We start from the raw sequence: 24281 nt of genomic DNA, 5'->3' as shown, positions 1-24281 counted from the left end.
TTTTTAACTTTTTGTGGTTAACGAGAAATATCCATCACCTCAAAGTTCATTTTCCCATTAGGCACTTGTATTTCTGCTAAATCACCCACTTTTTTTCCTAGTAAACCTTTTCCTATGGGAGAATTAACCGATAATTTTCCGTTTTTTATATCACTTTCGCTATCAGCTACTAATGTATATTTAAACTCCATATTATTTATTGTGTTTTTTATAACAACAATAGAGTGAATCAATACCTTTGAAGTATCTAATTCACTTTCATCAATGATTCTCGCACTAGCAACAACATTTTTAAGTTTAGCTATTTTAGTTTCCAATAAAGATTGCTCTTCTTTTGCTGCATGATATTCAGCATTTTCACTTAAATCTCCCTTATCTCGGGCATCTGCTATCTCTTGTGACACTCGAGGTCTCTCCACTTGCTCTAAGTGTGCTAATTCATCTTTTAACTTTTTAAGTCCTTCTTCTGTGTAGTAAGATACGTTACTCATAACTGTTTTAAATTTAAAAATCTCATACCCTTTGGGATGAGATTGCATTACAAATGTACAAAATTTTCGTAAATTTGTAAAGTTATATAAACACCAATCTGCTTAATACATGAAAAAACTTCATTTTATTTTAATAATTGCATTTCTTGTAAGTTGTGGTGATAACATTATTGAGAATAATTGTTTCAGTAACTCTATTCAGCCACTTTCTTTTGATTTAAATAACCCACAATTAAACGGATTATTAACTCCTAACGGAAGTGTAACCGTAAATGGAGGCATGAATGGTATTGTTCTTTTTAATAAAGGGACTGGTGGTACATTTTCTCCATATATAGCGATTGATAGAAAATCACCAAATCGTAATTGTAATGAGCCAATGATAGTAAACCCTCCTGTTTTAAAATGTTCTTGTGATGCCAGTACGTATAGTATGTTAGATGGCTCTTTAATTTCAGGGAAAAACGATTGCAATGGTGGAGCCAGAGTATATACGGTTACTCAAAGTGGTAGCACTCTTCAAATAAGTAATTAAATTCATATTTTACTTGAATTAGATTCTTATTTTTGTTGTTTCAACAACATAACTGACAATTCAACGTGAAAAATTATTTTTCTTCGAACTTTAAATTAGGAGTTCTGGGTGGTGGGCAACTAGGAAAAATGTTACTTACCGAAACACACAAATTTGATATTTATACAGTAGTTTTAGATCCGAATTCAGATGCCCCTTGTGCTCAAATATGTAATGAGTTTCATCAGGGAAGTCTATTGGATTTTAATACTGTATATAACTTCGGAAAACAAGTAGACTTACTAACTATTGAGATTGAAAATATTAACATTGATGCTCTTGATAAACTTGAGAAAGAAGGACTTCCTATTTTTCCAAAACCCAAAAACCTGAGAATTATACAAAATAAAGCGCTTCAGAAAATCTTTTATAAAAATCAGGGAATTCCTACCGCTAACTTTGATCGCTTTAATTCGATCAAAGAACTTGAAAAAGATATTAAGAAAGGTAAAATCAACTTTCCTTTTGTTTGGAAGTCGGCTCGATTTGGCTATGACGGCAAAGGTGTAAAAATTATAAAATCAATAAACGATTTAAAAAATTTACCATCTGGAGAATGTATTGGAGAAAAATTGATCTCTTTTAAAAATGAACTAGCAGTCATTGTTGCCAGAAATAAAAAAGGAGAGATCAAAACATATCCTGTTGTCGAAATGGAATTTCACCCAGAAGCGAACCAGGTTGAATACGTAATCTGTCCTGCTAGAATTGATGATGAAATTGCAAATAAAGCACGTAAAGTAGCGTTAGATGTTGCTAATGCCTTTGATTTTGTTGGTCTACTAGCCGTGGAAATGTTTCAAACCAAAGACGATAATATTTTGGTAAATGAAGTAGCTCCAAGGACTCATAACTCTGGACATTATTCTATAGAAGCCAGTTACACCAGTCAATTTGAACAACATATTCGTAGTATTTTGAATTTGCCTTTAGGAAAAACAACAAGTAAAGCTGCTGGAATTATGGTGAATCTTGTTGGAGCTGAGGGCTACTCTGGTAATGTAGTGTACGAAAACCTAGAGGAAGTATTAAAAATTGAGGGAGTTACTCCCCATCTATATGGTAAAAAACAAACAAGGCCTTTTAGGAAAATGGGACATGTAACTATAGTAAATCCAGATATTAAAAAGGCACGTGAAATTGCTCAAAAAGTAAAAGAAACAATTAAGGTTATCGCTAAATAAAAAATTATGATAGGAATAATAATGGGAAGTGACTCTGACCTTCCAATAATGCAAGAAGCAATTGATATTTTAGAGAGTTTTGATATAAAAATAGAAGTTGATATTGTTTCAGCTCATAGGACTCCGAATAAATTATTTGATTACGCTTATAATGCTCATAAAAGAGGAATTCAAGTTATTATAGCTGGAGCTGGTGGTGCAGCGCATTTACCTGGTATGGTTGCTAGCATGAGTCCGCTCCCTGTAATAGGAGTTCCTGTAAAAAGTAGAAATTCTATTGATGGATGGGATTCTGTTCTTTCAATTCTTCAAATGCCTGGAGGAGTTCCTGTAGCCACAGTTGCTCTAAATGGTGCAAAAAATGCAGGAATTTTAGCAGCACAAATTATAGGAGCTTCTGATAAATGTGTTTTAGACAAAGTAATTACATACAAAGAAGGACTTAAATTAAAGGTTGAAAAAGCCTCAAAAAAGGTAAGAAAATAAGTATCTTTCAACCACAAAAAAGTCTAAAGTGAACTCAAATATTTTGAGTCTCAAATTATGCAATAGGCATAATTTATTTCAATTAGATTATAAGTATCTTAGTAAGAATAACAAACCTAAAGTGACTTTTAAAAAACTAGAAAATGAATCCACTATTACAAGATTTCGATACTGCTCCCTTTTCTAAAATTCAAGAAAAAGACTATAAACCAGCGATAAAAGAAGCCATTTCTATTGCAAAAAAAGAAATTGATGCCATTATTTCAGACACAACAAAACCAAATTTTGAAAACACAACTGTCGCATTAGATAAAGTTGGTAGCAAATTAAACAGAATAACCTCTATATTTTTTAATTTAAACGCTGCTGAAACGAATGAAAAAATCCAAACCATAGCAAAAGAAATATCTCCTTGGTTAAGTGAATTTAGAAATGACATCACTCTAAACGAAACGCTTTTCAATCGTGTGAAAAAAGTATACAATCAACTGGATTTTTTAGACTTAACCCCAGAACAAAAAATGCTTCTGGATAAGCAGTATAAAAGCTTTTCTAGAAATGGCGCCAATCTAAATGAAGAAAGTAAATTAAAGCTGCGCAAAATAGATGCTGAGCTTTCAAAATTATCCTTACAATTTGGTGAAAATGTTCTTGCTGAAACGAATGACTTCGAAATGCATGTTACCAAAGAAAGTGATTTAACGGGACTTCCTGAAAGTGCTAAAGAGGGAGCTAAAATGTTAGCCAAGCAACGCAACAAAGAGGGTTGGGTAATTACCTTGGATTATCCGAGTTATGTTCCTTTTATGACCTATGCAGATAATCGTGAGCTGCGCAAAACACTTTCTATTGCTTTTGGGAAGAAAGGGTTTCAAAAAAATGAATTCAATAACGAAAATATTGTTTTACAAATAACAAGACTTCGTCATGAGAGAGCGAACTTATTAGGTTACAAAACACACGCTAATTTCGTTTTAGAAGAACGCATGGCAGAAACACCTGAAAAAGTACTTAGTTTTTTAAATGACTTACTAGAAAAAGCCAAGCCTGCTGCTGAACAAGAGTTTTTAAACCTTGAAAATTATGCAAAGAAACTTGATAATATTCATAGGTTAGAAAAATGGGATAGCGCATATTACTCGGAAAAGTTAAAAAAGGAATTATTTTCTCTTGACCAAGAACTTTTAAAGCCTTATTTCAAATTAGAAAATGTTGTTAATGGAGTGTTTGAAATCACTAATAAACTATTCAATTTAAATTTTGAAGAAATTCATACTATTGATAAATACCATGAGGAAGTAAAAACATATGCTGTTTCTGACAACGAAGGTAATTTTATTTCGTATTTGTATACTGATTTTCATCCGAGATCAGGAAAAAGAAATGGTGCCTGGATGACCTCATATAAAGCTCAGCAAATATTGAATGGCGTGAATGAGCGTCCACAAGTTTCTATTGTTTGTAACTTTACGAAACCAACGGAAACCAAACCTTCATTACTAACATTCAATGAAGTAACCACCTTATTTCATGAATTTGGTCATGCTTTACATGGTATGCTTGCCAACACAACTTATGGTAGTTTATCTGGAACTTCTGTTTCTTGGGATTTTGTCGAATTACCAAGTCAATTACTTGAGAATTGGTGTTACGAGAAAGATGCTCTAGAATTATTTGCTAAACACTACGAAACTGGTGAAACCATTCCTATGGAGTATGTAAAAAAAATAAAAGAATCGGCAAGCTTTCATGAAGGAATGCAAACCTTAAGACAATTAAGCTTTGGTTTGCTTGATATGGAATGGCATACTGGGCAATCTATAGAACTAACTACCTCTGTTAAGGAGTTTGAAAAAAAGGCTTTCACCAATACAAAACTGTATCCCGATGTTTCCGAAAATTGTATGAGTACTTCTTTTTCTCATATTTTTCAAGGAGGATATTCTTCTGGATATTATTCCTATAAATGGGCTGAAGTGCTGGATGCTGATGCTTTTGAATATTTTAAAGAAAAAGGAGTATTTAATGTGGAAGTCGCTAATAAATTTAAGGAAAATATACTTTCGAAAGGAGGTACCGAAAAACCAATGAATCTATATAAGCGCTTTAGAGGGAAAGAACCTGATTCAAATGCATTACTTAAAAGGGCTGGTTTAATTGTTAATCAAGACTAAAGCTTAAACATAATCAGTATTTAAAAATCAATAATTGCAATAATTCAGTTATTGATTTTTTATTTTTATGAAAGACTGATTAAATTCTATTTCTCTCAGGTAGTTAAAAAGAAACAAAAACCACCTACTTTTTCTTATTTTATAAGGGTAGTTATTATTTTTTAGTGTGCCTTTTTTTATATTTGCCGCCCTTGTATTTCAAGCAAACCTTCTACTAGTGTTTGTAACTTTTCAAAAGTTTTAAGAAAAGATTATAAACTACAAAGATTATTATAATCAAAATTTAAAATGGGTATTCAAATACTCAAAATAATATTTTAACAATCAACACTAAACTTAAAATGAACTGGGCCATTAACACATACTATTCTTTAGTTTTTGTACTAAATATAACTTCTTCAATTTACGCTCAAATTGACAGAAATTCACTTCTTGCATTACCTTCAATAAATAAACAATTAGAGCTAAAAAGTATTATTACTCCGAAGGAAGGCTCGTTAGTTATGAACAAAGAAAACAGAAAAATCTACTATTATAATGGGATCAACTGGTTACCTATAAAAGCAGGAAGAGAATTAGAGAGGGGGTTACAGCATTTTTTTTGGGTAACTGGTAATATTTCCAAACCAGATATTAGTAATTTCACAAAACTTGGAATTCCTACATCTAGTGGTAGTGTTAAAGGAAGATTGAACAACCGCCTGAGAGAGAATATAAGCTCTTTAACTAATGGATACATTATATGTTTAAGAGGAATTTTAAAAGTAAATAATCCCGGTAAATTTAATTTTATATCGCATTCAAGTGATGGTTCCAGAATTTACGTTGATAATTTTCTAATACTTGAAAATTGGGACGATCAAAAAATAAAAAAAAGTACTGGTAATGTTACGCTAGCAAAAGGAGAACACTCGATTGAATTTTGGTATTATCAGAACAGAGGAGGTGGATTCATGAAATTTAAATGGGGGAACAATCCAGATGGATACATTCTTGGTTCAACAATAAGAGCTTCTCAATTTTTTGTAAAATAATATAGCTTATCAGTACATATTTGCAATCCGTAATGTCATAAAAGTTATTACTACTATTGGAAATTTAATAAAAAACATCAGAAAAAATATTACTTTATAATTCATATAATTTTGAATACTAGACTTAATTATAGAACTATATTAATATTATTTACCTGGTGTTTTTTTATTTCTAAGAAGACAATAAATAATTGTGATAAAAAAAGAAGAAGCTAAATAACAAACTCCTAATCGTTTCTTAATATAGTCAAATACATTAAAAATTAACTGATCTAAAAATAATAGTTATTCTATTTACATATTTTTAGCTTGTTAAATATTGCAACTTCCATTTGTACAACTCCTTTTATTATAAAAATGAAACACAATTAATAAAATCGAAGGGAAATAAATAGCTTCTTCGAATAATAATATAAAATGAAAATATTCATTTAAAATCACCAGTAGTAATAACACCCACGTAATATATAGAGCTATTTTCACCCATTTCTTACTTGTTTCTTTTGTCGCTGAATACACCGCATAAAAAGATAAAAGTAAAAATAGAACGTCTAGTACCCTCCACCAAACAGGACTTGAATCACAACAAGTTACAGAACATGTCTTCGCTAAAAATAGAAACGGAGTGGCTAAACAATGTATAAAACACAGAGTAGAACTAATTATCCCTATGTTATTAAAATCAATAGTATCGTTACGGATCATAATCATTAATTAAAGCAACTAAGTTGCAAATATATTGTTATTTTAAGTGATATTATCATTTATTTACGATTTTATTTAACATTAATTACTTCTATTTATTCTCTTTGTTGCAAGCTATTCGCTTATCTAAATTTAACACTAATATGTTAATTAAATCTAAATAAGCATTATTTTGATTTAATTTAACTAGTTTTGCCATCAACTAAATGAAATAAAGAATGAATATAGAACATGTTTTTACAATAGTTGAAAAATTCTCACAACCATTTCTTTTTACTGTAATCGCCATCGATTTTATTTTTTTGTTCTCAAAAGGACTTTTTAAAAACAAAAAAGAAGGATTTATGAATGTTGTAAATTATATTATAGCTGGAGTTCCTTATTTACTTATTATTTTTATTATTCAATATAAAATTCTCTTCTGGGTCTATGAAAATCTTAGGTTATTTACACTGCCTAACCAGTGGTTTATTTTAATTTCTTGCTATATAGTATATGATTTAATTTGGTGGCTCGTTCATTATCTAAGTCACAATGTACGTTTCTTTTGGTGCATACATGGTGTTCATCATACCCCTGAAGAAATGAACTTTAGCGTAGCTGTAAGGGGTTCTTTATTTGATTTTTTAATATCTCCTCATATAATAATTTGGTTACCTATTTTAGGGTTTCATCCCTTTATGATTTATATCGTTGAGATAACAGCAAGACTTTATGGAGTGTTTACTCATGCTAATGACAATTTCTTCAAAAAAACACCTTTTTTAGATAAAATTTTCATTACACCTCATTTACACAGAGTTCATCACTCAAGAAATCCATTGTACGTGGATACTAATTATGCAAATATGTTTTCATTTTGGGATCGTTTATTCGGAACTTACCAGGAAGAAATTAGAGAAGTAAAACCTAAATATGGAGTAATGGATAGAGAAATCAATAGCACACAATTTAAATCTACACAATTTAAAATGTGGATAGACTTATATAAAGACATAAAAAATGCTCCTAACTGGTCGAATAAATTTAAATACTTAATTATGCCTCCAGGATGGAACCATATGAAAACAGGTAAATTAGGAAAAGATTTTCGAAAAGAAGCTATTGCAAAGCACTATACAAATAGTTAATATTTATATTATTTTTTCTAAACAAGTTTAAGTACCACTTTAATTTTAATTTAAAATCAGCTAGTTATGTTTTTATAATTCAATAATTTCTTCAGATAACAAAAACGAAACTAAAAATTATTTTAATATGCTACTTAATCTCCCTTGCATTTTTGGCTTCTATCCATTTACTCATGTACTTCGTTGCCTGCATTGTCTTGTATTGAAGAATACTTCCTATGAAGTTCATTTTTCTATTTGTCTCAAGTGATTCCAATCGTTTCTCTATATTCTTATAAAATGCAGACTCTAAACTTACTTTGTTGTATCTTCTATTTATAATTTCTACCCCATTCAATTGTTTTTGCTTCCATATTCTTTCGCTTGTGTAAAGGCTAATAGCTGCTTCAGAAAAAGCTTGTAAATCGTTTTCTACAAAGCCATTCCAAGACAAACCTCCCTTCATGCCCTCTACTCCTATTTCAGTGGTCACACTTGGAGTCCCTGCTAACATAGCGTCTATTAATTTTCCTTTAATCCCTGCGCCAAACATCAAAGGAGCCAACATCACTCTTGACTTACCAATGCTTTCTAAAGCTATATTAGCCGCTCCTTTTATTAAAAAATTATCCTTCTTACTATTCATTTGTATAATTTGCTCAGGTGCATAAGGACCGTATACATGTAATTCTGCTTTAGGTAATTTTTCTCTAATTATTGGCCATATGACCTTTTTTAACTGAATAACGGCATTAACATTTGGAGCATGCAAATAGTTTCCTATAAAAATAAAGTGATTTCTATCTGAATAAGGATGCCATTCCTTTTGCATTTTATTATCTATATTTGGCAATAAGAAAGGTAAATGAACATATAAACATTCATCTATTTTAAAAATCTCTCTTAATAGTTGGATTTCATATTCAGAAATAATTAATGAGATATCACATCTTAAAATAGAGGATATTTCTCTCTTAGCTAAATCAGAAATCACTAACTGGGATACATCAAATTTTATTTTCTTCTTATATGCTTCATGACGAAGTTTTCTTAAACAATGTAAGTCTTCAGTATCAAGAATTTTCATTGCTTCAGGACAGTTTTCGCTAACCCGCCAACCAAACTGCTCTTCCATCATAAATCTATCAAATAGTACAATAGATGGATTTTCTTTTTTTATAAAAAAATCAAATGAACTTGAATTAACAGAAATAAATTCTTCTTTAATTCCTTTTTTTGTTAAGTCAATCGATCGCTCATTTTTTTGCGCTGGGCAAGCAAAAGTTATGGTAAAGTTTTTATTTAAGAAAACATCAATTAATTGAAGCATTCTTTGTCCCGCTGCCGAAGAATCTGGCTCAACCCAAACGTAACCAATAATTACAATATGTTTTTTCAATTAACTCAGTATAATATTTTTATTTTTTAAATCATAATCCCGAAAAATAGTTAAAAACGTTTAACATTCCTTATTGATTTTGGATTAAAAAACTTAAAGTAATTATTTAGAATATAAGCTCTTTTTATATTGCCCATGCACTTTTTTTGCCCAATTAACTAAATCGTCAATTTCATTAGGAGAAAGTCTAGCACCACTGTGGAAAGTTTTATATGACTTTAATGGCATATGTTTTTCTTCAACCTCTTCGTATAACTCTTCCATTTTATGTTCTTTTTTATCAATACTATAATTAATCCAATTTGAGAAATTGATATGTTCTTTCCCTTCTTTAACATGATGAGATATCAAATAATTAATCGGTGTAATTTTACTATACCATGGATATACTGTTTTATCACTGTGGCAATCAAAGCAAGCCTTTTTAAGAATCGATTCAATATTTGAATCGGCATTTGTTTCAACTAAAAAATTTTTAACACTCTCATAATCACCAAAATTATCTTCTGGTTGAAAAAATTGACTAATCAAAAGCCCTCCCAATACTCCTACACCTAACTTTTTATATATATTCATTCTACTACTTTATACAAAATTATATATGATATTAATATGTTTCTAAAAGAGCATCTAATTTAGAGTATTATCTATTATTTTTAACATTTTGTTTAGATTTTATTTCTTTGAGTCTTTAAAAATAGTAATTCTTTAGTAAAAGCTATAATATCGTAAATAATTGTACATTTGTACTTCTTAAAAAGAACTAAATAAATTAAGCTGCAGGCTTTTAAAAACGCATAAAAATGAAATACGATGTAATCGTTATTGGTTCTGGTCCAGGAGGATATATTTCTGCTATCAGAGCTGCTCAACTTGGGTCTAAAGTTGCAATAGTAGAAAAATATTCAACCTTAGGTGGAACTTGTTTAAATGTTGGATGTATTCCTTCAAAAGCTTTATTAGATTCTTCTCACCATTACTATGATGCGATTCATCATTTTGATGAGCATGGGATATCTGTTGAAAAGCCTACTTTTGACTTTTCGAAAATGGTTGCACGTAAGGCTTCAGTGGTTGATCAGACTACTGGGGGTGTAAAATTTTTAATGGACAAAAATAAAGTTGATGTCTATGAAGGAATCGGTTCATTTGAAGATAAAAACCATATTAAAGTTACCCAAAGTGACGGTTCTTCTGAAACTATTGAAGGAATAAACATCATCATAGCTACTGGCTCAAAACCTTCTTCTCTACCTTTCATTTCAATAGATAAAGAACGTATTATAACTTCTACTGAAGCTTTAAAGTTAAAAGAAGTTCCTAAGCATTTACTTGTCATTGGAGGTGGAGTTATTGGCCTTGAATTAGGGTCGGTATACAAACGTTTAGGTGCTGAAGTTACAGTTATTGAATATGCCCCTACTATCACGCCTACGATGGATAAAGATATTTCAAAAGAACTAACAAAAGTTTTGAAAAAACAAGGAGTTAAGTTTAACGTAAGTCATGGGGTTACTTCTGTTAATAGGGTTGGAAATGAGGTAATTGTCAAAGCAACTAATAAAAAGGGAGAAGAAGTCGAATTCAAAGGCGATTATTGTTTAGTGGCTGTTGGTCGTAGACCTTATACAGATGGATTAGGATTAGAAAAAGTTGGCATTAAAGTATCTGAAAGAGGACATATAGATGTCAATGATCATCTGCAAACTAATGTTAATAATATATATGCTATTGGAGATGTGGTTAGAGGTGTAATGTTAGCACATAAAGCAGAAGAAGAGGGTGTTGTTGTGGCTGAGTATCTTGCAGGTCAAAAGCCTCATATCGACTATAACCTTATTCCTGGGATTGTATATACATGGCCAGAAGTTGCTGCAATTGGTAAAACAGAACAAGAATTAAAAGAAGCTAATACAGCTTATAAGTCTGGTAAGTTTTCAATGCGTGCGCTAGGTAGATCTCGTGCAAGTGGAGATCTTGACGGATTTGTAAAAATATTAGCTGATAAAACTACTGACGAAGTTTTAGGTGTACATATTGTTGGTCCACGTGCTGCAGATCTAATTATGGAAATGGCTGTTGCAATGGAGTTTAGAGCTTCAGCTGAAGATATAGCTAGAATATGTCATGGACATCCTACATACTCAGAGGCTGTAAAAGAAGCTGCAAAAGCTGCCTGGGACGGTAAAGCATTAAATGCATAAACAACCTTCAATCAATTATAATAGAAAAGCAATTCTTTATAAAGAATTGCTTTTTTGCAATATTTACAATAAATGAATACTTAATTTGCAATATATACAATTTTAAAGGATGTAAAATTCATATTTTTTCGGACTATTATTAAATTAAAATCCAATTATGAAATTAAAATTACTCCTCTTTTATGTACTTATTGTTTTTTCTAAAGCTATTTTCTCTCAGAATTTAAATGAAGTTCATTTAGATCCACCTGAAAATATTACTCCATCTATTACTGAAACAATAGAACAGTCAACAATTCATTATGGTGCCACCCCTCAAAATTATAACGGTGAAGTTATACTCTTTACACACGGTTTTTCAGCACTCACTCAACTTTATTTTTCTAATAATAAATTTTACGAACAAGCATACAATGACGGTTACCAGGTTGCTTTTGTCTCTACTACTCGCGGTGATGGAATGTGGAAAAATGGAGAAATTCTAGCACAATCGATAGATCAAATTTGTGATAAATTTAAGGTTAAACAATTAAATATAGTTGCTCACAGTAATGGCGGTAAGGCGAGTGAAGTCGCCATGTATGAATACAATAAAAATGATAAAGTAAAACGAGTGTTTGCACTAGGAACACCTTTTTGGGGGACCTATGTGGCAGATATATCTCAATTTTGGTGGTTTAATTGGCTCTGGAAACATACAGGACTCAATGAAGGTACAGCAACATCAACTACCTACTATTGTCGTGATGTTATACGTCCCTATTTTGATAATCATCCTAATAATGCTCCTGAAAAATTTTACATTGTAGGTGGCTCAAGTTTTTCAAGAGCAAATGCTCTATTTTATTTTTCAGGATCCATTGTAAAAATTGCTCAAGGAAGTAATGATGGAATTGCCGCATATACTAGTACACAAAGACCAAATGGTAATTACTTATTTAATAAGGATAAACTTCACTTAGATCATGCTGAAGTAGCCGAAGGTCAAAAGGTTTGGCAACATATTAAACCCATTTTATCGGGAAAAGCACCAAAATTCAAATCATCTAACAAGAACGTTGTAAATGATTTTTCAATCATAAAAAGTAATTATCAAATCTTCTACTCTGATAATAAATACGATGAATTAAAACTCGACAAAAATAATAAGAAGGGTCTGGTAACTTTCTTTCATAAATCAGATAATAAATTTGCAATAAAATCATCTGAAAATGCCAGATTCAAAAGAATTTCTGGAAGTAATAACGTGAGTTCTTTCAATATATATTCAGAAAATAGAAAGCTTTCTATGTCTACTAATTCAAAATACGTTGGTTTTCTTACGCAGTCTGAAGGAATCAATATGGTCTATAAAGATGATAAGATTTTAAATAAAATAAATATTTATTTCGACCGTCAAATAAATAATATTCATAAGACTGAGATTAATGCAATTATAACAAAAAAATCAGATATAACTGGTAAAACTACAAAAGGAAATACAATTGTAAGAACATTAAATTACGACAAATTAAAAAATAGATTTTACTTAGATAAATCTGAATTTGATAAAGGAGTATACACGATTCATATTACCGCTATTCATGATGATTTTAAACGAAATATTATATCAGGTTTTTCAATAGGTAACCTGAAAGGTTATACTAGCTCTAATCCTAAAGATTTTAATAATCTAAATAATTCTTTTAAAATTAACCTGATTAACAGAAAAGTTGACGATAACTTAAATTTTACTGTTGATAATATCAATAATAACAATTTAAATTCATCTACCTCTTTCAAAGTATTTAACCTAAACGGTCAAGAAGTAATAAACCGTCAATTAAAAGTAACAAAAAACAATTTTAGCCTAAATATAAATCACCTAGTATCTGGAATGTATATACTTAAAATTAAAAACAACAAATATTTAGATAATTATAAATTATTAAAACAATAGAGTACATTCTTTTATTTAAAATTAATATAAGCCTAAATTTTGAGGAAAAATTCTTCGAAATTTAGGCTTTACAATTAATATAATAAATCACTATGATGTAATAAAAAGTGCCAAATTAATAGATTAACATTATTATGATCATAGCATTCTTTTTAGTATGATCTATTTTCGAATATTTACGATAATAAATACGGCTAATTTTTAAGGATTTTAAAGCTTTTTAAAGACTTTCTATTTATAACTTGCACAATATACACTCCTGCCTTTAGGCCTCCCATGCTTATCTTATAAATTTCGTTATCTATATTTTTAGCTTTATGCATTACTCTTTTTCCATTGATGTTGTATACATCAACATTGTAAAAATTATCAGTATTTTCTTTATGTCTTTTTAAGATTTTAAAATATAAATAATCATTAATAATTCTAGTTTTTAACTTAAAATCTATTTTATCTTCAGCTATATCCTCATAAAAATCGTTATCTTTTGGTATACTATTGAGTTCTCCAACTGTAAATCCAGAAGCAATATTTCGCTTAAAATCATCATGAACGGCAGAAATAAAAATACTATATACTCCTTCTTTAAATTTGGAAATATCAAGTGTAAAATTAGATGTGCCCCTGTTAAAAGTGAATTCTTTGATAGTCGTTTTTTCAGAAAGTGGATTTCCTTTTAGATCTGTTTTAAGGGTAATAACACCAGTAACTTTTGTACTCTCAATATTAGTATTTTGATTCTTGAATTTTACTTCAATACGATTAGAAGAAGGATGGTTTTCATAAATCATACGCACTTTATTTGCTTGATGTAAATATGCTACATACTTTGAATTTGCAGTCAGTGTTATTTTTTTTTGCCTTGAAGCCACCTTATAGATACTAATATGTTTTTCAAAATTAGATTTTTCATAAGGTTCAGGATACTTATAAGGTATAAATTCTTTAGCTGATGATTTTAAAGACAATAACTTTTTTTTGTTTTCATGGAAAACAATGAGCTTTCCTTCAGAACTATTTCTATCTAATTCTAAATATTCATATTCATTTTCAGAATTAACAATTTGATAGTCGCTGACAACTATGTTATTATTTTTAAATTGTTTGTTTACCACATATTTTGTTTCCCTCTTATTTGCTCTGAGTATTGGTGCTATATACTTCCAGACATTTTGTCCATAAATAATATCAACATGATCTAACCCAAGTTCCCCTTCTTCAAATAAGTAATTCGCTCCTGGCCTTAAAGTACTTTTATATGGAGCAACACCATCATTAGCCCCTTCTTGCATATATAAAATTGAACCACTAACAAACATTAATGGAGCTAAACCAGTTGTACCATTTGAAAATCCGGATCCTCCAATAATAAAAAATTTTTCTGGGTTATTATTAGGATGATTATCAAAATAGGGACGTATGACATCACGGCAATAATAAGTAGTTGATGTTACACTTCCATCGTTCAGTCCGGTAACGCTCCACAACCAGTTAAACCAACTTTGCTGGGAAATATCTGCAATAAAAGTACCCCAATACGGAGTACCAAGAGCAAATACACGTTTTACTTTATCATTTTTATCATACTCATACATGGCAACTTCACTGGCTTTACCACCATTACTATGTGCTATAATACTAAGTGAATTTACATTATACTTATCACATATAATATCAATTGCCTCAGCTAATAACTCACCATTTTTCCACATTCCCTGCCCACGTGTAGTTGAAACAAAAACAACTTGATAGCCTTCATTATATGTTTGTTCATAGAACTTATTATTAATAAAAAAAAATTGATTAAGATCAATATAGCCATGGTTAAATAATATAACTTCTCCATTAAAATTAGAAGGTCTACTACCATAGTGAATAGTTGAATCAATTAAATCTCCCCCAAAGAAAACACTCATATTATCAGGAGACGGTAACTGCTTTTCTTGAAAATTTTGTGAAAATAAAAAACTACTATAAAAAAATAAAAAATACAATTTTAACTTCATGGTAAATTAATTTTATGTTATAAATGTTTATTGCAACAGAAACTAATTAATTTACAATTGAAATCATATTGTAACAAAAAATATGATCAGGTTTATGATAACAATTCAATTACAACGATAAAGAAATTAGCTTTATCTTACATGGTGAAAGGTAGGTAGTTCTATATATCGTTAAATTAATTATTTAAGCATAAATAAAAAACTGAATTATAATATCGTGTTTTAAAATAAGGTTTTTTTATGATTATCAGATTCAAACTTTACAAACCCAAACTTCGTTTAATGGTATACAGATTTTAGTCGTTTCTCATCCTTAAAGAATAAAACCTACCTATGACATTCTCTTATTTGCCTATTTGTTGCTATATTTTTGATTTTATCAAAAATATTAATTTACATAAAAGAATACTTATGAATAAAGATCAGTTTACTTTAAAAAGAGGTTTTTGCTAATTTCAAAATTAAAACAGCTATTTCGTTGTGATCAAGCATTTATTTAAATAGGAGTATTCGCAATTTATATCTCATTGAATATCAGCAATATTTATTAAGAACATTTAATTCAATTGTATTTATAAATTAATATTTGTTTAAAATAACAAATAATATAGTAGACTCAAAACCTAATAAAACAATATATATATAAAAGCTCAAAATAATATATTTTGAGCTTTTTTATTTTATTTGAATGTACTTCTTTTATTAACTACTGTTCAATTCCGTAAAAACTCCCTACATTATCTTCTATTTCAGAAGCTTTTTTAATTGCTTCGAAAATCTGGTAAGACTTATTTTTACGATCGTTAGCCAGTCTTTTTCTATAAGTATCATAATTTGGTAAGACTGTAGGTAATTCCTTCGAGTCCACTGAAAAGCTAAATACACCTCTATTTCCAATTACATTTTTATATAATTCAGATTCTTTAGCGTTAAGCATAGCTCCTAATATTTTTGGTTCATATCCAATACCTGAAATCGTAGAAGATTTTAAACTAACTTTACTAGCATTTCGAATAGATTCTCCTGTACTTTTTGCTATTTCTTCTAAAGTACTTCCAACCATTTTTTCGATTAATAATTTGGCTTTCTTTTGATTTGCTAATATAGGACGAACTGTAGAAGTAGCCTTTTCAACGGACATCAATCCTTTTTCAGTTTTATTTGTTAAAATAACAACAGCATATCCACCATTTACATCAAACCTCTTGAAATCGCCTTTTTGTATATCTTTATCGAACGCCCATCTTACAACCTCTCTTTCACTTCCTAATCCTGGTACATTATCGTCTAAAGCCTTTAGTCCGACTGCTGGTTGAGATGATAAATCTTTCTCTTTTACTAATTCATCATAATTTTTGCCGTTTGTTAAATCTTGTGCAAACAATTCTGCTTTTTGATAAATTGCATTTTCTGTTGCTTCTGAAGCAATAATCTCTTTTCCGTAAGTTGCTAATTTTAATGCTCTTTGAAAGTTTTTTTGATCTTCTATTCTGATTACATGGAACCCAAATGCTGTTTTTACAACACCTACATCATTTTTCTTTCCTTCGAAGACGAAATCTCTAAATTCAGGCACCATTCTATTATAACCAAACCATTCATACAAACCTCCATTAGTTGAAGATCCTTTGTCTGAAGATAACTCTTTCGCTAAATCGGCAAATTTAGTTGGATTTTTTTTCACTTCATTCATTAAACTGTCAGCCAAAACCTTTGCTTCTTCTTCTGTTCTCTTTACTGTTGGATCAGCACTTGAAACGCCTACGAAAGGAACTAAAATATGGCGCGCTTTAGCAGAATCAGGCAATTGGGTTACTTTCGTAATTTTAGTTAATTTGAAGTAATTTTCATCTTTATAAGGTCCAAAAACTTCTCCTTGTTCTCCTTCGAATAACTTATCTGCTATTACCTGAGGAACTTGTACCTTAAACAAAATTTTATCATCAAAAACAATATCAGAATCATTCTCATCAAAGAACTCTACGTAATCAGTTGTGTTCTTTAGTCCTTTAGCTATAATTCCATTTTTTTCAGTATCTCCAATCAACTCTCCCACAGATTTTTCAATTCGACTTTCATCCTCTGCTGTAGGTGCTATGTTAAACTTAACCAATTTAATATCTCTCGATGCGTCAACTTTAAAGTTTGATTCATTAGAATCTATATAATTTTTAATATCCTTTTTTGTAATTGTAATCAAACTATCAGCTATGGAAGTGTATGGTAAATAAACATATTTTGCAGATAACTTGGTGTTTTCTGCTAAATAATTATTCTCTCCTTCCTTCAAAGAAGCTCCTAAACCAGATGACACTAATTTATCGTAAGTAGTTTTTTCTAAGTTAGCTTTTAACGACCCCATATAATTCTGCCAAGCTCTCCATTCATCGGAATTAGCATCTTTTATGGTAGCAAGAAACTCTGTAAATTTGGTCTTATCAAAAATACCTTCAGTTTTAAACCTTTCTTGGTTTTGAACACCTGAAGATTCAATTAAAGCTTTCATAATGTCAGCTTCACCAACAGTTATCCCTGCATTCTCTAACTGTCCTTCGTAAATTTTTTGACGTAATAAATTATTCCAAACATTTTTTGCTGCTTGCATTTCAGATACTCTACCTCCAGAATTTTGTTTATAAGCGTCTAAAGCCTCTGCAAACTCTTGACGAGATATTGATTCTCCATTTACAGACCCTATATCGTTTACCTTAGTTGAATTGAAAAAATCTGAAATAGTTGAAGGATCTAAAACAAAAGCAAACAATGCTAATCCCACAACAAGTATCAAGAACATTGAACGCTCTCTAATCTTCGATAAAATTGCCATACGTCATTTTATTTAATTAACTGAGTGCGAAAATACAATATCACATTTAATAATGCAATGTTTTTTTAGCTGTTTTAGAGTAGCTTCTATGATAATAAACACTTAATCATTCTCAATTACTTCTAAACTTATAAGTTCAATTTTAGAAGCACTTACTTTTAAAATTTTAATTTCAAAGTTACATACTCTTAATATTTCGTCTTTATGTGGAATATTTTCAGTGTGGTATATTATGAATCCACCCAGAGTTTCATAAGCATCCTCTTCTGGGATATTTAAACCATATTCTTCATTTAAATAATCCACATCAAGCCTAGCTGAAAAATGATAGATCTTACTATCAATTTTTTCTTCTATTAACTCTATCGTATCATGCTCATCTTCAATTTCACCAAATAGTTCTTCTACAATGTCTTCAATAGTAATAATTCCTGAAGTACCGCCATACTCATCTACAACAACTGCAATGCTCTTTCTTTTTTTTATTAATGAATTCAATATATCATTACTCACCATAGATTCTGGCACAAACTCAACAGGTAATAAAATAGACTTTATAGTACGTGGTTTTTTAAACAACTCAAATGCATTCACATAACCTAAAATTTCATCTAGCGAATTTTTGTAAACTATTATTTTAGAAAGACCTGTTTCAATGAATAATTGCCTTAAACTAACAACTGAACTATGAATATCTACAGCTACTACTTCAATCCTAGGCACCATAATTTCTCGTGCTTTAACCTTATGAAACTCAAGTGCATTTTGAAATATATGAATTTCAGAATCTAACTCTTCCTCATTCATTCCTCCATCTAACTGTTCAGAAATATAATTTCCAAGCTCTTCCTTACTAAATTCTTTTTGACTCGAATCTTCCTTAGACTTAAAAAAAACTTGTAACAATAAATTAGAAATTTTTGTTATGAACCATGTAGGGATGAAAAAAATATAATAAAAAATATAAGCAGGTATTGCAAAAATTTTTAAAGTTTCATTAGCATATAATCTAAAAATAGTTTTAGGTAAAAACTCTGCTGTTACTAAAATAACTAAAGTTGAAATAAATGTTTGAGTAAGTAACTTTGCTTCCACTAATAGATTATTTACAATAACATTTTCAGTTGGTAAAAAGAACTGAAACCAAATTATTAAAAGCTCTCCCATATAATAACTATAGATAACTAAAGCTACATTATTACCTACCAACATAGTAGTAATAAATTTAGAAGATTTTTCCGTTAATTTCGATAAAATTTTAGATAAAAAACCATCTCGCTTCTTTTCTAATTCAATATGAAGTTTGTTTGCTGACACGAAAGCTATCTCCATACCTGAGAAAAAAGCTGAAAATAATACAGAAAGAAGAATGACTACCACCTTAAACTCCATAAAAAAGTTAATTAAGTTTATTTCTATCAATTATTTTCTTTCTAAAACGTCTTTTAAATATAAATATAAGTGTAATAAATATCGCAAAACCAAACATTATGAGTGCTTCATTAAGTTCTGTTTTAAGTTTAAACAACCCCTCTACAAAAAAAATAATAGCTACTACTAAGTAACCAAACTGTAAATATTTCCAAAGTCTATTCATCATTCTTTATTATTACTCTTTCGTAAGTATCTGACCAGTGATATCTTTAGCAATCCATTTTGTCAAATCTTGTTTAGATTCAAAACCATAGCCATTAATAGTATCGGTAGTAGTTGTTAATCTAAAACCGTCTTCCGTAAAAAAATATTTTTCTTCTTGATCCCAGAATAACTGATTTGTTTCAAGCTTCGATTTTTCATTATGATTTAAAATTACAACGTTTTCTTTAATTTCGGAAATTCTAGTCTTATTATATGTTAATGCATAATCACCTGTTATGGTTATTGAATCTTTTCCTTTGTTTTCGTAGGTGATAATTTTAATCCCATTCGGGAATTCATTGTAAGGATGCTCTTTTCTATTCGTAAAATCATGTAATATTGGGGTAACTAATTTTGAAGTTATTTTACCCGAATCTTTATAAACATGATAAATATTTTTTCCAATTGCAATCGGTAGATTTTTATCAGCAAGAAAGTCTTGAACTTCTTTTTTTGTATTTGTACATGAAAAAAACATTGCTATCAAACCAATGATAGCAATGTTTTTCATAAATATTTTCATTATTTTTTTCATATTTTTTTTATGGAACTCGTACTGTTTCTCCAATCCAACAACCAATTTTATGAGATGAACCTGAAGCTACTCCTTTTTGAAAAATTAATTTTTTAGTCGGCATATTTGCTCGGTAATTCCTTACATATCTAGCAGCTCCACAACCAGGATCTACTTTTTGTGCTTTTTGTGCTTTGTTTAAAGCAGCAACGTATACCATTCTTTTTTCAAAAACATCACTACCACAAGAATTAGCAGATTTAGCATACAAACTAGCTATATATAAATATGCTTTACCGTAATTAGGATTATATTTTAATGCTTCACGTGCTAATGATCTAGCTCTAGTACCATAAGTACCTTGGGCTTCTCTTAATTTTAATTTAGCCTTTTTTATTGGGTCAGTTTCTAGATCGAAAGCCTTTTTTCTCATATCTAAAGCAGCTTTCTTATCTCCATTTTTGTCTAAAACCCCTGCCACGAAATTAAATGCATCTGCAGACTGGGTTACATCTGCATAAGCCACTGCTAACTTTTCAAAAAGCGGATCGTCTTGACATCCTTTATTATACATACGAGATACGGCTCTTCTTAGCCAAACTCCATCTGTCTTTTTACTATCAAAATCTCTTGTATAAATTGGAATCAATCTCTCACAAGTTGCTATTTCAGAAATTTTACCATCCAAACCTCCTTCAACTTGCCCCAGAGATGTTGAATTAATTCTTGCAGCTTTTAGTTTTCTTTTTTCTTTCGAAGTTAGCGTACCAGCATCTTCTTTTGGCACCAATATAGCTAACCTTTTACTGTAATCGTCTAATTTTTCCTGAACTGATTCAACAGCATCATCATATGTATCAAAAACTTTTTGAGGGTCAGAATCTTTATATTTATCTGTTACGAGTTCAAAATATCTAAGAATATTCTTAACTCCCATATTTTTTGCCCCAAGCTTAAAGGCCTTATCAAGGATTACAAAAATCTCATCTTCTCCTGCCAATTTATTTTTGTAAAGATAATTTGCATAATCTCCATGAACCTTTGCAGGATTTTTCTTTGGAAAGTGTTTTAATCTTCCTTCATAAATTCTTTTTGCTAATGCATGATCTCCACTATTTTCAGCAACCTTATCTCCATATTTATATATATTTACTGATAGTGAAGGACAATTTGTTAATAAATACTCCAAGTGTGGTTTAGCTCCATTATATTTTTTATTTGTAACATCCCCTTTGAAAAGGTTATATTTAATATTACATTCTTGACTCGCTTGTGCTTTCACTCCATTTACGGCTACGAACAAAAATACTCCTGTTAGTAAATACGTAATTTTTTTCATCATTTATCAGTTTTATATTAATCTATCTTCCTTTTAATGAACCAACTTAAACTGTTAAGAGATAAACTCAATTTAATGTTATAGTAGTTCTCCTTGATTAAATTATTATCAATTGTTCCTCTCTGACCATATTCGAATCCAAGGTTTACACTAGACAATAATTTTGGTAATGGTAATCCTAATCCAAAATTTATGCCATAATCATTTATTGAGGTTAAGGATTTCCCCGTTCCTAGTCCATCTACAAGTAAACCTAATTTCTCAAACCGAACACCAGCTCTATAAGTTACTCTGTCCCAGTAACTAGATATAGAGTTAATTTTAGGAATATAATACCCTCCAAAAGAAAGTTTTCTTCCACTTTCATATTGATATCGACCAGATGATAGGTTTATTTGGTTCGATGTTGACCATTCTTCTCTGAATTCTTGACTCAATTCAGCATACCATTTATCTTTTTTTCCTAGACCCACTCCAAATATAGCCCTAAGAGGCATTTTAATATTTCCTGATATTGATTTTGAATATAAAGTATCTTTACCTATCTCTAAACCATTATTCGATAAAGAAAGTGAATATAATCTTTCAGAGCCAGTGGCTGATAAATTCGTATTCATAGCTAATGTCGCTCCAGTAGTAAGTTTTAGATTATTTTTTAATTCTGTTTCATATTGAGCACCTAGCTTAATTTCTCCGCCTCTAATGTTTAATTCTCTCTCATGCTTTGTACCTAAAGAAACATTATATTTTTGATTGTAAATATTATTCTCTATACTCCCAAACACAAAACCAGCTTCTATTCCTAAAGAAAATCCTTTAATCAAATAGGCCCCAAAGCCAGCATACAACCTATTTGTTCCTCCGCTTCCACTAAATCGAGAAACTTCTTGCAGTTCATCTCCTAGGTATTCTCTGTTTAAAAGAGCATATCCCATCTTTGAAAAAGGCTGTAAACCGAAAGTTAACCCCATTTTATTCCCCAACGGAATACCTAAGGCAATATAACTTAAGTTTATTGAATTTCCTGAAGTCATCGCATTTGACTCCTTCAAGGTTAAAAATCTTGCCTCTCCTCCCAAAGAGTAAGTAGTTATTTTTAAATCAGCAATTGCAGCTGGATTTGTAAAATTTAAATGATTGATATCTTTCATAGCAACGCCAATGCCCCCCATAGAAGACTGCTCCACCGTTAATTGTCCAAAGCTTTCTCCGATTCCGAAATAAGAATATGGTGATATGTTGCTGCGTTGTGCTTCTAATCTTGTAGTTGTTACTAATAATAATATTCCAAATATAAACCTCTTAACCATTCGCTAAATTATAAATCAAAATAGTGTATAATCCTTCCAAAACAAAATTTGGTTGGGCAAATATGACACTTTTTAATTGTTCTTCCAAGAATTTTGTATCCCCTCCTGTTAAAACTACTGTTAAATCTTCGAATTTTCTTTTATATTCATAAATAAGTCCTTTTATTTCATTAAATACTCCATTAACTACACCTGAATGAATTGAATCACTGGTATTTGCCCCTATAAGACCTTCAAATTGAAATGCTTTTTGTAAAGGTAATTTTGAAGTAAATTTATTTAATGCTTTGTATCTCATTTCAATTCCTGGAGAAATTCCTCCTCCAAGATATTCTTTACTTTTAGTTATAAATTCATAAGTAATACAGGTACCTGCGTCAATAACAAGTACATTTTTACCGGGATATTGATCTGCTGCTGCTGCTGCTAATGCAATTCTGTCTACGCCTAAAGTTTTTGGTGTCTCGTACCTATTAATAAATGGAATTTTTGTTTCTGAATTTAAAAATAAGGGGGTTAATAGTTCGTCTAAATGCTCTCTTTCTTCATCAGTAAAGTCAGCTACTGATGAAATAACACTATTTACCACCTTAAATTTTTCTTTAATTTTTTTTAATTTTTCAAAAATTTCATTTTTTGAAAAAACAATAAGTTCAACAATCCTACCTCTCTCAAATACAGCTGCCTTAACTCTAGTATTTCCTGAATCAATAACTAAGTCCATTGTTTAATTTTTATAAGGTTTCAAAATTACTATACTTTTTTTATTTCTTTTCTTTTGGTAAATTAAAAAACCCTTGTATATTTGCATCCGCTTAGCGAATGTTGCTTACTGGTGCCTTAGCTCAGTTGGTAGAGCAAAGGACTGAAAATCCTTGTGTCCCTGGTTCGATTCCTGGAGGCACCACTCAGTAAGAATTAAAAGCTACTTCGTTAAGCGAAATGGTGCCTTAGCTCAGTTGGTAGAGCAAAGGACTGAAAATCCTTGTGTCCCTGGTTCGATTCCTGGAGGCACCACATAGAGCCTAAACACTTTGTTTAGGCTTTTTGCTTTTTTAAATATAAAACTGATCATTTTCAAAAAAGTTGAGATTTAAAAAATTGCAAGCAACTCGGAAACACGCCCATATATTAACCTTTTATAAAAGTTTCTCAGAAAACATAAAATTACACAAGATATCTACTTTTCTCTCTTTCCGCGCTTCAAAGAAATTACCAGATACCATATATCATCTAAAAACAATAATAAGTTAGTTCTTTCTAAAACTTATTAAACAAGTAATAATGTATCTGTTTTTATTTATTTAAAACTCTTTTACAAAAAAATCGACTCCCCGCTTCTAAGCAC

At 30.2% G+C, this 24281-nt stretch carries 19 protein-coding genes and 2 tRNA genes; 10 read left to right on the top strand and 11 right to left on the bottom strand.

The genetic code is table 11. The features are described from left to right. Positions 1-17: 17 nt before the first annotated feature. On the bottom strand, positions 18-491 hold the full coding sequence (gene greA, locus AC2GW8_RS13250; RefSeq protein WP_440880351.1) for a transcription elongation factor GreA: 474 nt from the start codon (positions 489-491) through the stop codon (positions 18-20). Between the two features lie 109 nt (positions 492-600). On the opposite strand from greA, the gene AC2GW8_RS13245 reads away from it, so the two are divergent. The 5 genes from AC2GW8_RS13245 (at position 601) to AC2GW8_RS13225 (ending at position 5943) form a co-directional block, all read left to right on the top strand. Continuing rightward, complete coding sequence (locus tag AC2GW8_RS13245) at positions 601-1026, top strand: hypothetical protein (protein WP_440880350.1); 426 nt, start codon at positions 601-603, stop codon at positions 1024-1026. 65 nt (positions 1027-1091) lie between these two features. Then, entirely contained in the window at positions 1092-2249 is a 1158-nt protein-coding gene (locus AC2GW8_RS13240) for a 5-(carboxyamino)imidazole ribonucleotide synthase (protein ID WP_440880349.1), read from the top strand. 6 nt (positions 2250-2255) lie between these two features. Next, positions 2256-2735, top strand: coding sequence for a 5-(carboxyamino)imidazole ribonucleotide mutase (gene purE, locus AC2GW8_RS13235; RefSeq protein ID WP_440880348.1), 480 nt, complete (start codon positions 2256-2258; stop codon positions 2733-2735). A gap of 143 nt (positions 2736-2878) precedes the next feature. Next, on the top strand, positions 2879-4909 hold the full coding sequence (locus AC2GW8_RS13230; RefSeq protein ID WP_440880347.1) for a M3 family metallopeptidase: 2031 nt from the start codon (positions 2879-2881) through the stop codon (positions 4907-4909). Positions 4910-5250: 341 nt separating this feature from the next. After that, positions 5251-5943: a PA14 domain-containing protein gene (locus AC2GW8_RS13225; protein WP_440880346.1), complete on the top strand. Its 693-nt coding sequence runs from the start codon at positions 5251-5253 to the stop codon at positions 5941-5943. A gap of 312 nt (positions 5944-6255) precedes the next feature. Here the strand turns inward: AC2GW8_RS13225 and AC2GW8_RS13220 are convergent, their stop codons facing one another. After that, positions 6256-6648: a MerC domain-containing protein gene (locus AC2GW8_RS13220; protein ID WP_440880345.1), complete on the bottom strand. Its 393-nt coding sequence runs from the start codon at positions 6646-6648 to the stop codon at positions 6256-6258. Positions 6649-6866: 218 nt separating this feature from the next. Between AC2GW8_RS13220 and AC2GW8_RS13215 the strand changes: the two genes are divergently transcribed. Beyond that, positions 6867-7778, top strand: coding sequence for a sterol desaturase family protein (locus AC2GW8_RS13215; RefSeq protein ID WP_440880344.1), 912 nt, complete (start codon positions 6867-6869; stop codon positions 7776-7778). Between the two features lie 130 nt (positions 7779-7908). Here the strand turns inward: AC2GW8_RS13215 and AC2GW8_RS13210 are convergent, their stop codons facing one another. Then, positions 7909-9156, bottom strand: coding sequence for a glycosyltransferase (locus AC2GW8_RS13210; protein WP_440880343.1), 1248 nt, complete (start codon positions 9154-9156; stop codon positions 7909-7911). Between the two features lie 102 nt (positions 9157-9258). Beyond that, entirely contained in the window at positions 9259-9732 is a 474-nt protein-coding gene (locus AC2GW8_RS13205) for a heme-binding domain-containing protein (protein WP_440880342.1), read from the bottom strand. A 227-nt stretch (positions 9733-9959) separates the two neighbouring features. On the opposite strand from AC2GW8_RS13205, the gene lpdA reads away from it, so the two are divergent. Together lpdA and AC2GW8_RS13195 are read left to right on the top strand one after the other, a co-directional pair. Beyond that, complete coding sequence (gene lpdA / locus AC2GW8_RS13200) at positions 9960-11360, top strand: dihydrolipoyl dehydrogenase (protein WP_440880341.1); 1401 nt, start codon at positions 9960-9962, stop codon at positions 11358-11360. 157 nt (positions 11361-11517) lie between these two features. Further along, on the top strand, positions 11518-13299 hold the full coding sequence (locus tag AC2GW8_RS13195) for a T9SS type A sorting domain-containing protein (RefSeq protein WP_440880340.1): 1782 nt from the start codon (positions 11518-11520) through the stop codon (positions 13297-13299). A 194-nt stretch (positions 13300-13493) separates the two neighbouring features. Here the strand turns inward: AC2GW8_RS13195 and AC2GW8_RS13190 are convergent, their stop codons facing one another. From AC2GW8_RS13190 to AC2GW8_RS13160, 7 genes are all read right to left on the bottom strand, one after another. Continuing rightward, entirely contained in the window at positions 13494-15305 is a 1812-nt protein-coding gene (locus AC2GW8_RS13190) for a T9SS type A sorting domain-containing protein (RefSeq protein ID WP_440880339.1), read from the bottom strand. 706 nt (positions 15306-16011) lie between these two features. Next, a complete protein-coding gene (locus tag AC2GW8_RS13185) occupies positions 16012-18132 on the bottom strand; it encodes a peptidylprolyl isomerase (RefSeq protein WP_440880338.1) in 2121 nt (706 codons plus the stop codon). Positions 18133-18234: 102 nt separating this feature from the next. Further along, on the bottom strand, positions 18235-19524 hold the full coding sequence (locus AC2GW8_RS13180) for a hemolysin family protein (RefSeq protein WP_440880337.1): 1290 nt from the start codon (positions 19522-19524) through the stop codon (positions 18235-18237). 217 nt (positions 19525-19741) lie between these two features. After that, positions 19742-20305: an LPS export ABC transporter periplasmic protein LptC gene (gene lptC / locus AC2GW8_RS13175; protein WP_440880336.1), complete on the bottom strand. Its 564-nt coding sequence runs from the start codon at positions 20303-20305 to the stop codon at positions 19742-19744. Positions 20306-20312: 7 nt separating this feature from the next. After that, positions 20313-21623 carry an RNA-binding protein gene (locus tag AC2GW8_RS13170; protein ID WP_440880335.1) on the bottom strand — a complete coding sequence of 437 codons (1311 nt, stop codon included), beginning with the start codon at positions 21621-21623 and terminating at the stop codon, positions 20313-20315. A gap of 17 nt (positions 21624-21640) precedes the next feature. Then, complete coding sequence (bamG, locus tag AC2GW8_RS13165; RefSeq protein WP_440880334.1) at positions 21641-22933, bottom strand: beta-barrel assembly machine protein BamG; 1293 nt, start codon at positions 22931-22933, stop codon at positions 21641-21643. After that, positions 22926-23657, bottom strand: coding sequence for a type III pantothenate kinase (locus AC2GW8_RS13160; RefSeq protein ID WP_440880333.1), 732 nt, complete (start codon positions 23655-23657; stop codon positions 22926-22928). Before AC2GW8_RS13160 ends, bamG begins: the two co-directional genes overlap by 8 nt. Before the next feature lie 110 nt (positions 23658-23767). On the opposite strand from AC2GW8_RS13160, the gene AC2GW8_RS13155 reads away from it, so the two are divergent. Together AC2GW8_RS13155 and AC2GW8_RS13150 are read left to right on the top strand one after the other, a co-directional pair. Further along, positions 23768-23840, top strand: a tRNA-Phe gene (locus AC2GW8_RS13155). 37 nt (positions 23841-23877) lie between these two features. Continuing rightward, positions 23878-23950, top strand: a tRNA-Phe gene (locus AC2GW8_RS13150). Positions 23951-24281 lie beyond the last annotated feature (331 nt).

This window comes from Tenacibaculum profundi (assembly GCF_057162725.1).
This window is presented reverse-complemented; position numbering and strand designations above follow the sequence as displayed.

Excerpts from the sequence above, each read along its gene's own strand:
- greA (WP_440880351.1), bottom strand. The coding sequence starts at position 491 with ATGAGTAACGTATCTTACTACACAGAAGAAGGACTTAAAAAGTTAAAA.
- AC2GW8_RS13245 (WP_440880350.1), top strand. The coding sequence starts at position 601 with ATGAAAAAACTTCATTTTATTTTAATAATTGCATTTCTTGTAAGTTGT.
- purE (WP_440880348.1), top strand. The coding sequence starts at position 2,256 with ATGATAGGAATAATAATGGGAAGTGACTCTGACCTTCCAATAATGCAA.
- AC2GW8_RS13230 (WP_440880347.1), top strand. The coding sequence starts at position 2,879 with ATGAATCCACTATTACAAGATTTCGATACTGCTCCCTTTTCTAAAATT.
- AC2GW8_RS13225 (WP_440880346.1), top strand. The coding sequence starts at position 5,251 with ATGAACTGGGCCATTAACACATACTATTCTTTAGTTTTTGTACTAAAT.
- AC2GW8_RS13220 (WP_440880345.1), bottom strand. The coding sequence starts at position 6,648 with ATGATCCGTAACGATACTATTGATTTTAATAACATAGGGATAATTAGT.
- AC2GW8_RS13215 (WP_440880344.1), top strand. The coding sequence starts at position 6,867 with ATGAATATAGAACATGTTTTTACAATAGTTGAAAAATTCTCACAACCA.
- AC2GW8_RS13205 (WP_440880342.1), bottom strand. The coding sequence starts at position 9,732 with ATGAATATATATAAAAAGTTAGGTGTAGGAGTATTGGGAGGGCTTTTG.
- lpdA (WP_440880341.1), top strand. The coding sequence starts at position 9,960 with ATGAAATACGATGTAATCGTTATTGGTTCTGGTCCAGGAGGATATATT.
- AC2GW8_RS13195 (WP_440880340.1), top strand. The coding sequence starts at position 11,518 with ATGAAATTAAAATTACTCCTCTTTTATGTACTTATTGTTTTTTCTAAA.
- AC2GW8_RS13190 (WP_440880339.1), bottom strand. The coding sequence starts at position 15,305 with ATGAAGTTAAAATTGTATTTTTTATTTTTTTATAGTAGTTTTTTATTT.
- AC2GW8_RS13185 (WP_440880338.1), bottom strand. The coding sequence starts at position 18,132 with ATGGCAATTTTATCGAAGATTAGAGAGCGTTCAATGTTCTTGATACTT.
- AC2GW8_RS13180 (WP_440880337.1), bottom strand. The coding sequence starts at position 19,524 with ATGGAGTTTAAGGTGGTAGTCATTCTTCTTTCTGTATTATTTTCAGCT.
- lptC (WP_440880336.1), bottom strand. The coding sequence starts at position 20,305 with ATGAAAAAAATAATGAAAATATTTATGAAAAACATTGCTATCATTGGT.
- AC2GW8_RS13170 (WP_440880335.1), bottom strand. The coding sequence starts at position 21,623 with ATGAAAAAAATTACGTATTTACTAACAGGAGTATTTTTGTTCGTAGCC.
- bamG (WP_440880334.1), bottom strand. The coding sequence starts at position 22,933 with ATGGTTAAGAGGTTTATATTTGGAATATTATTATTAGTAACAACTACA.
- AC2GW8_RS13160 (WP_440880333.1), bottom strand. The coding sequence starts at position 23,657 with ATGGACTTAGTTATTGATTCAGGAAATACTAGAGTTAAGGCAGCTGTA.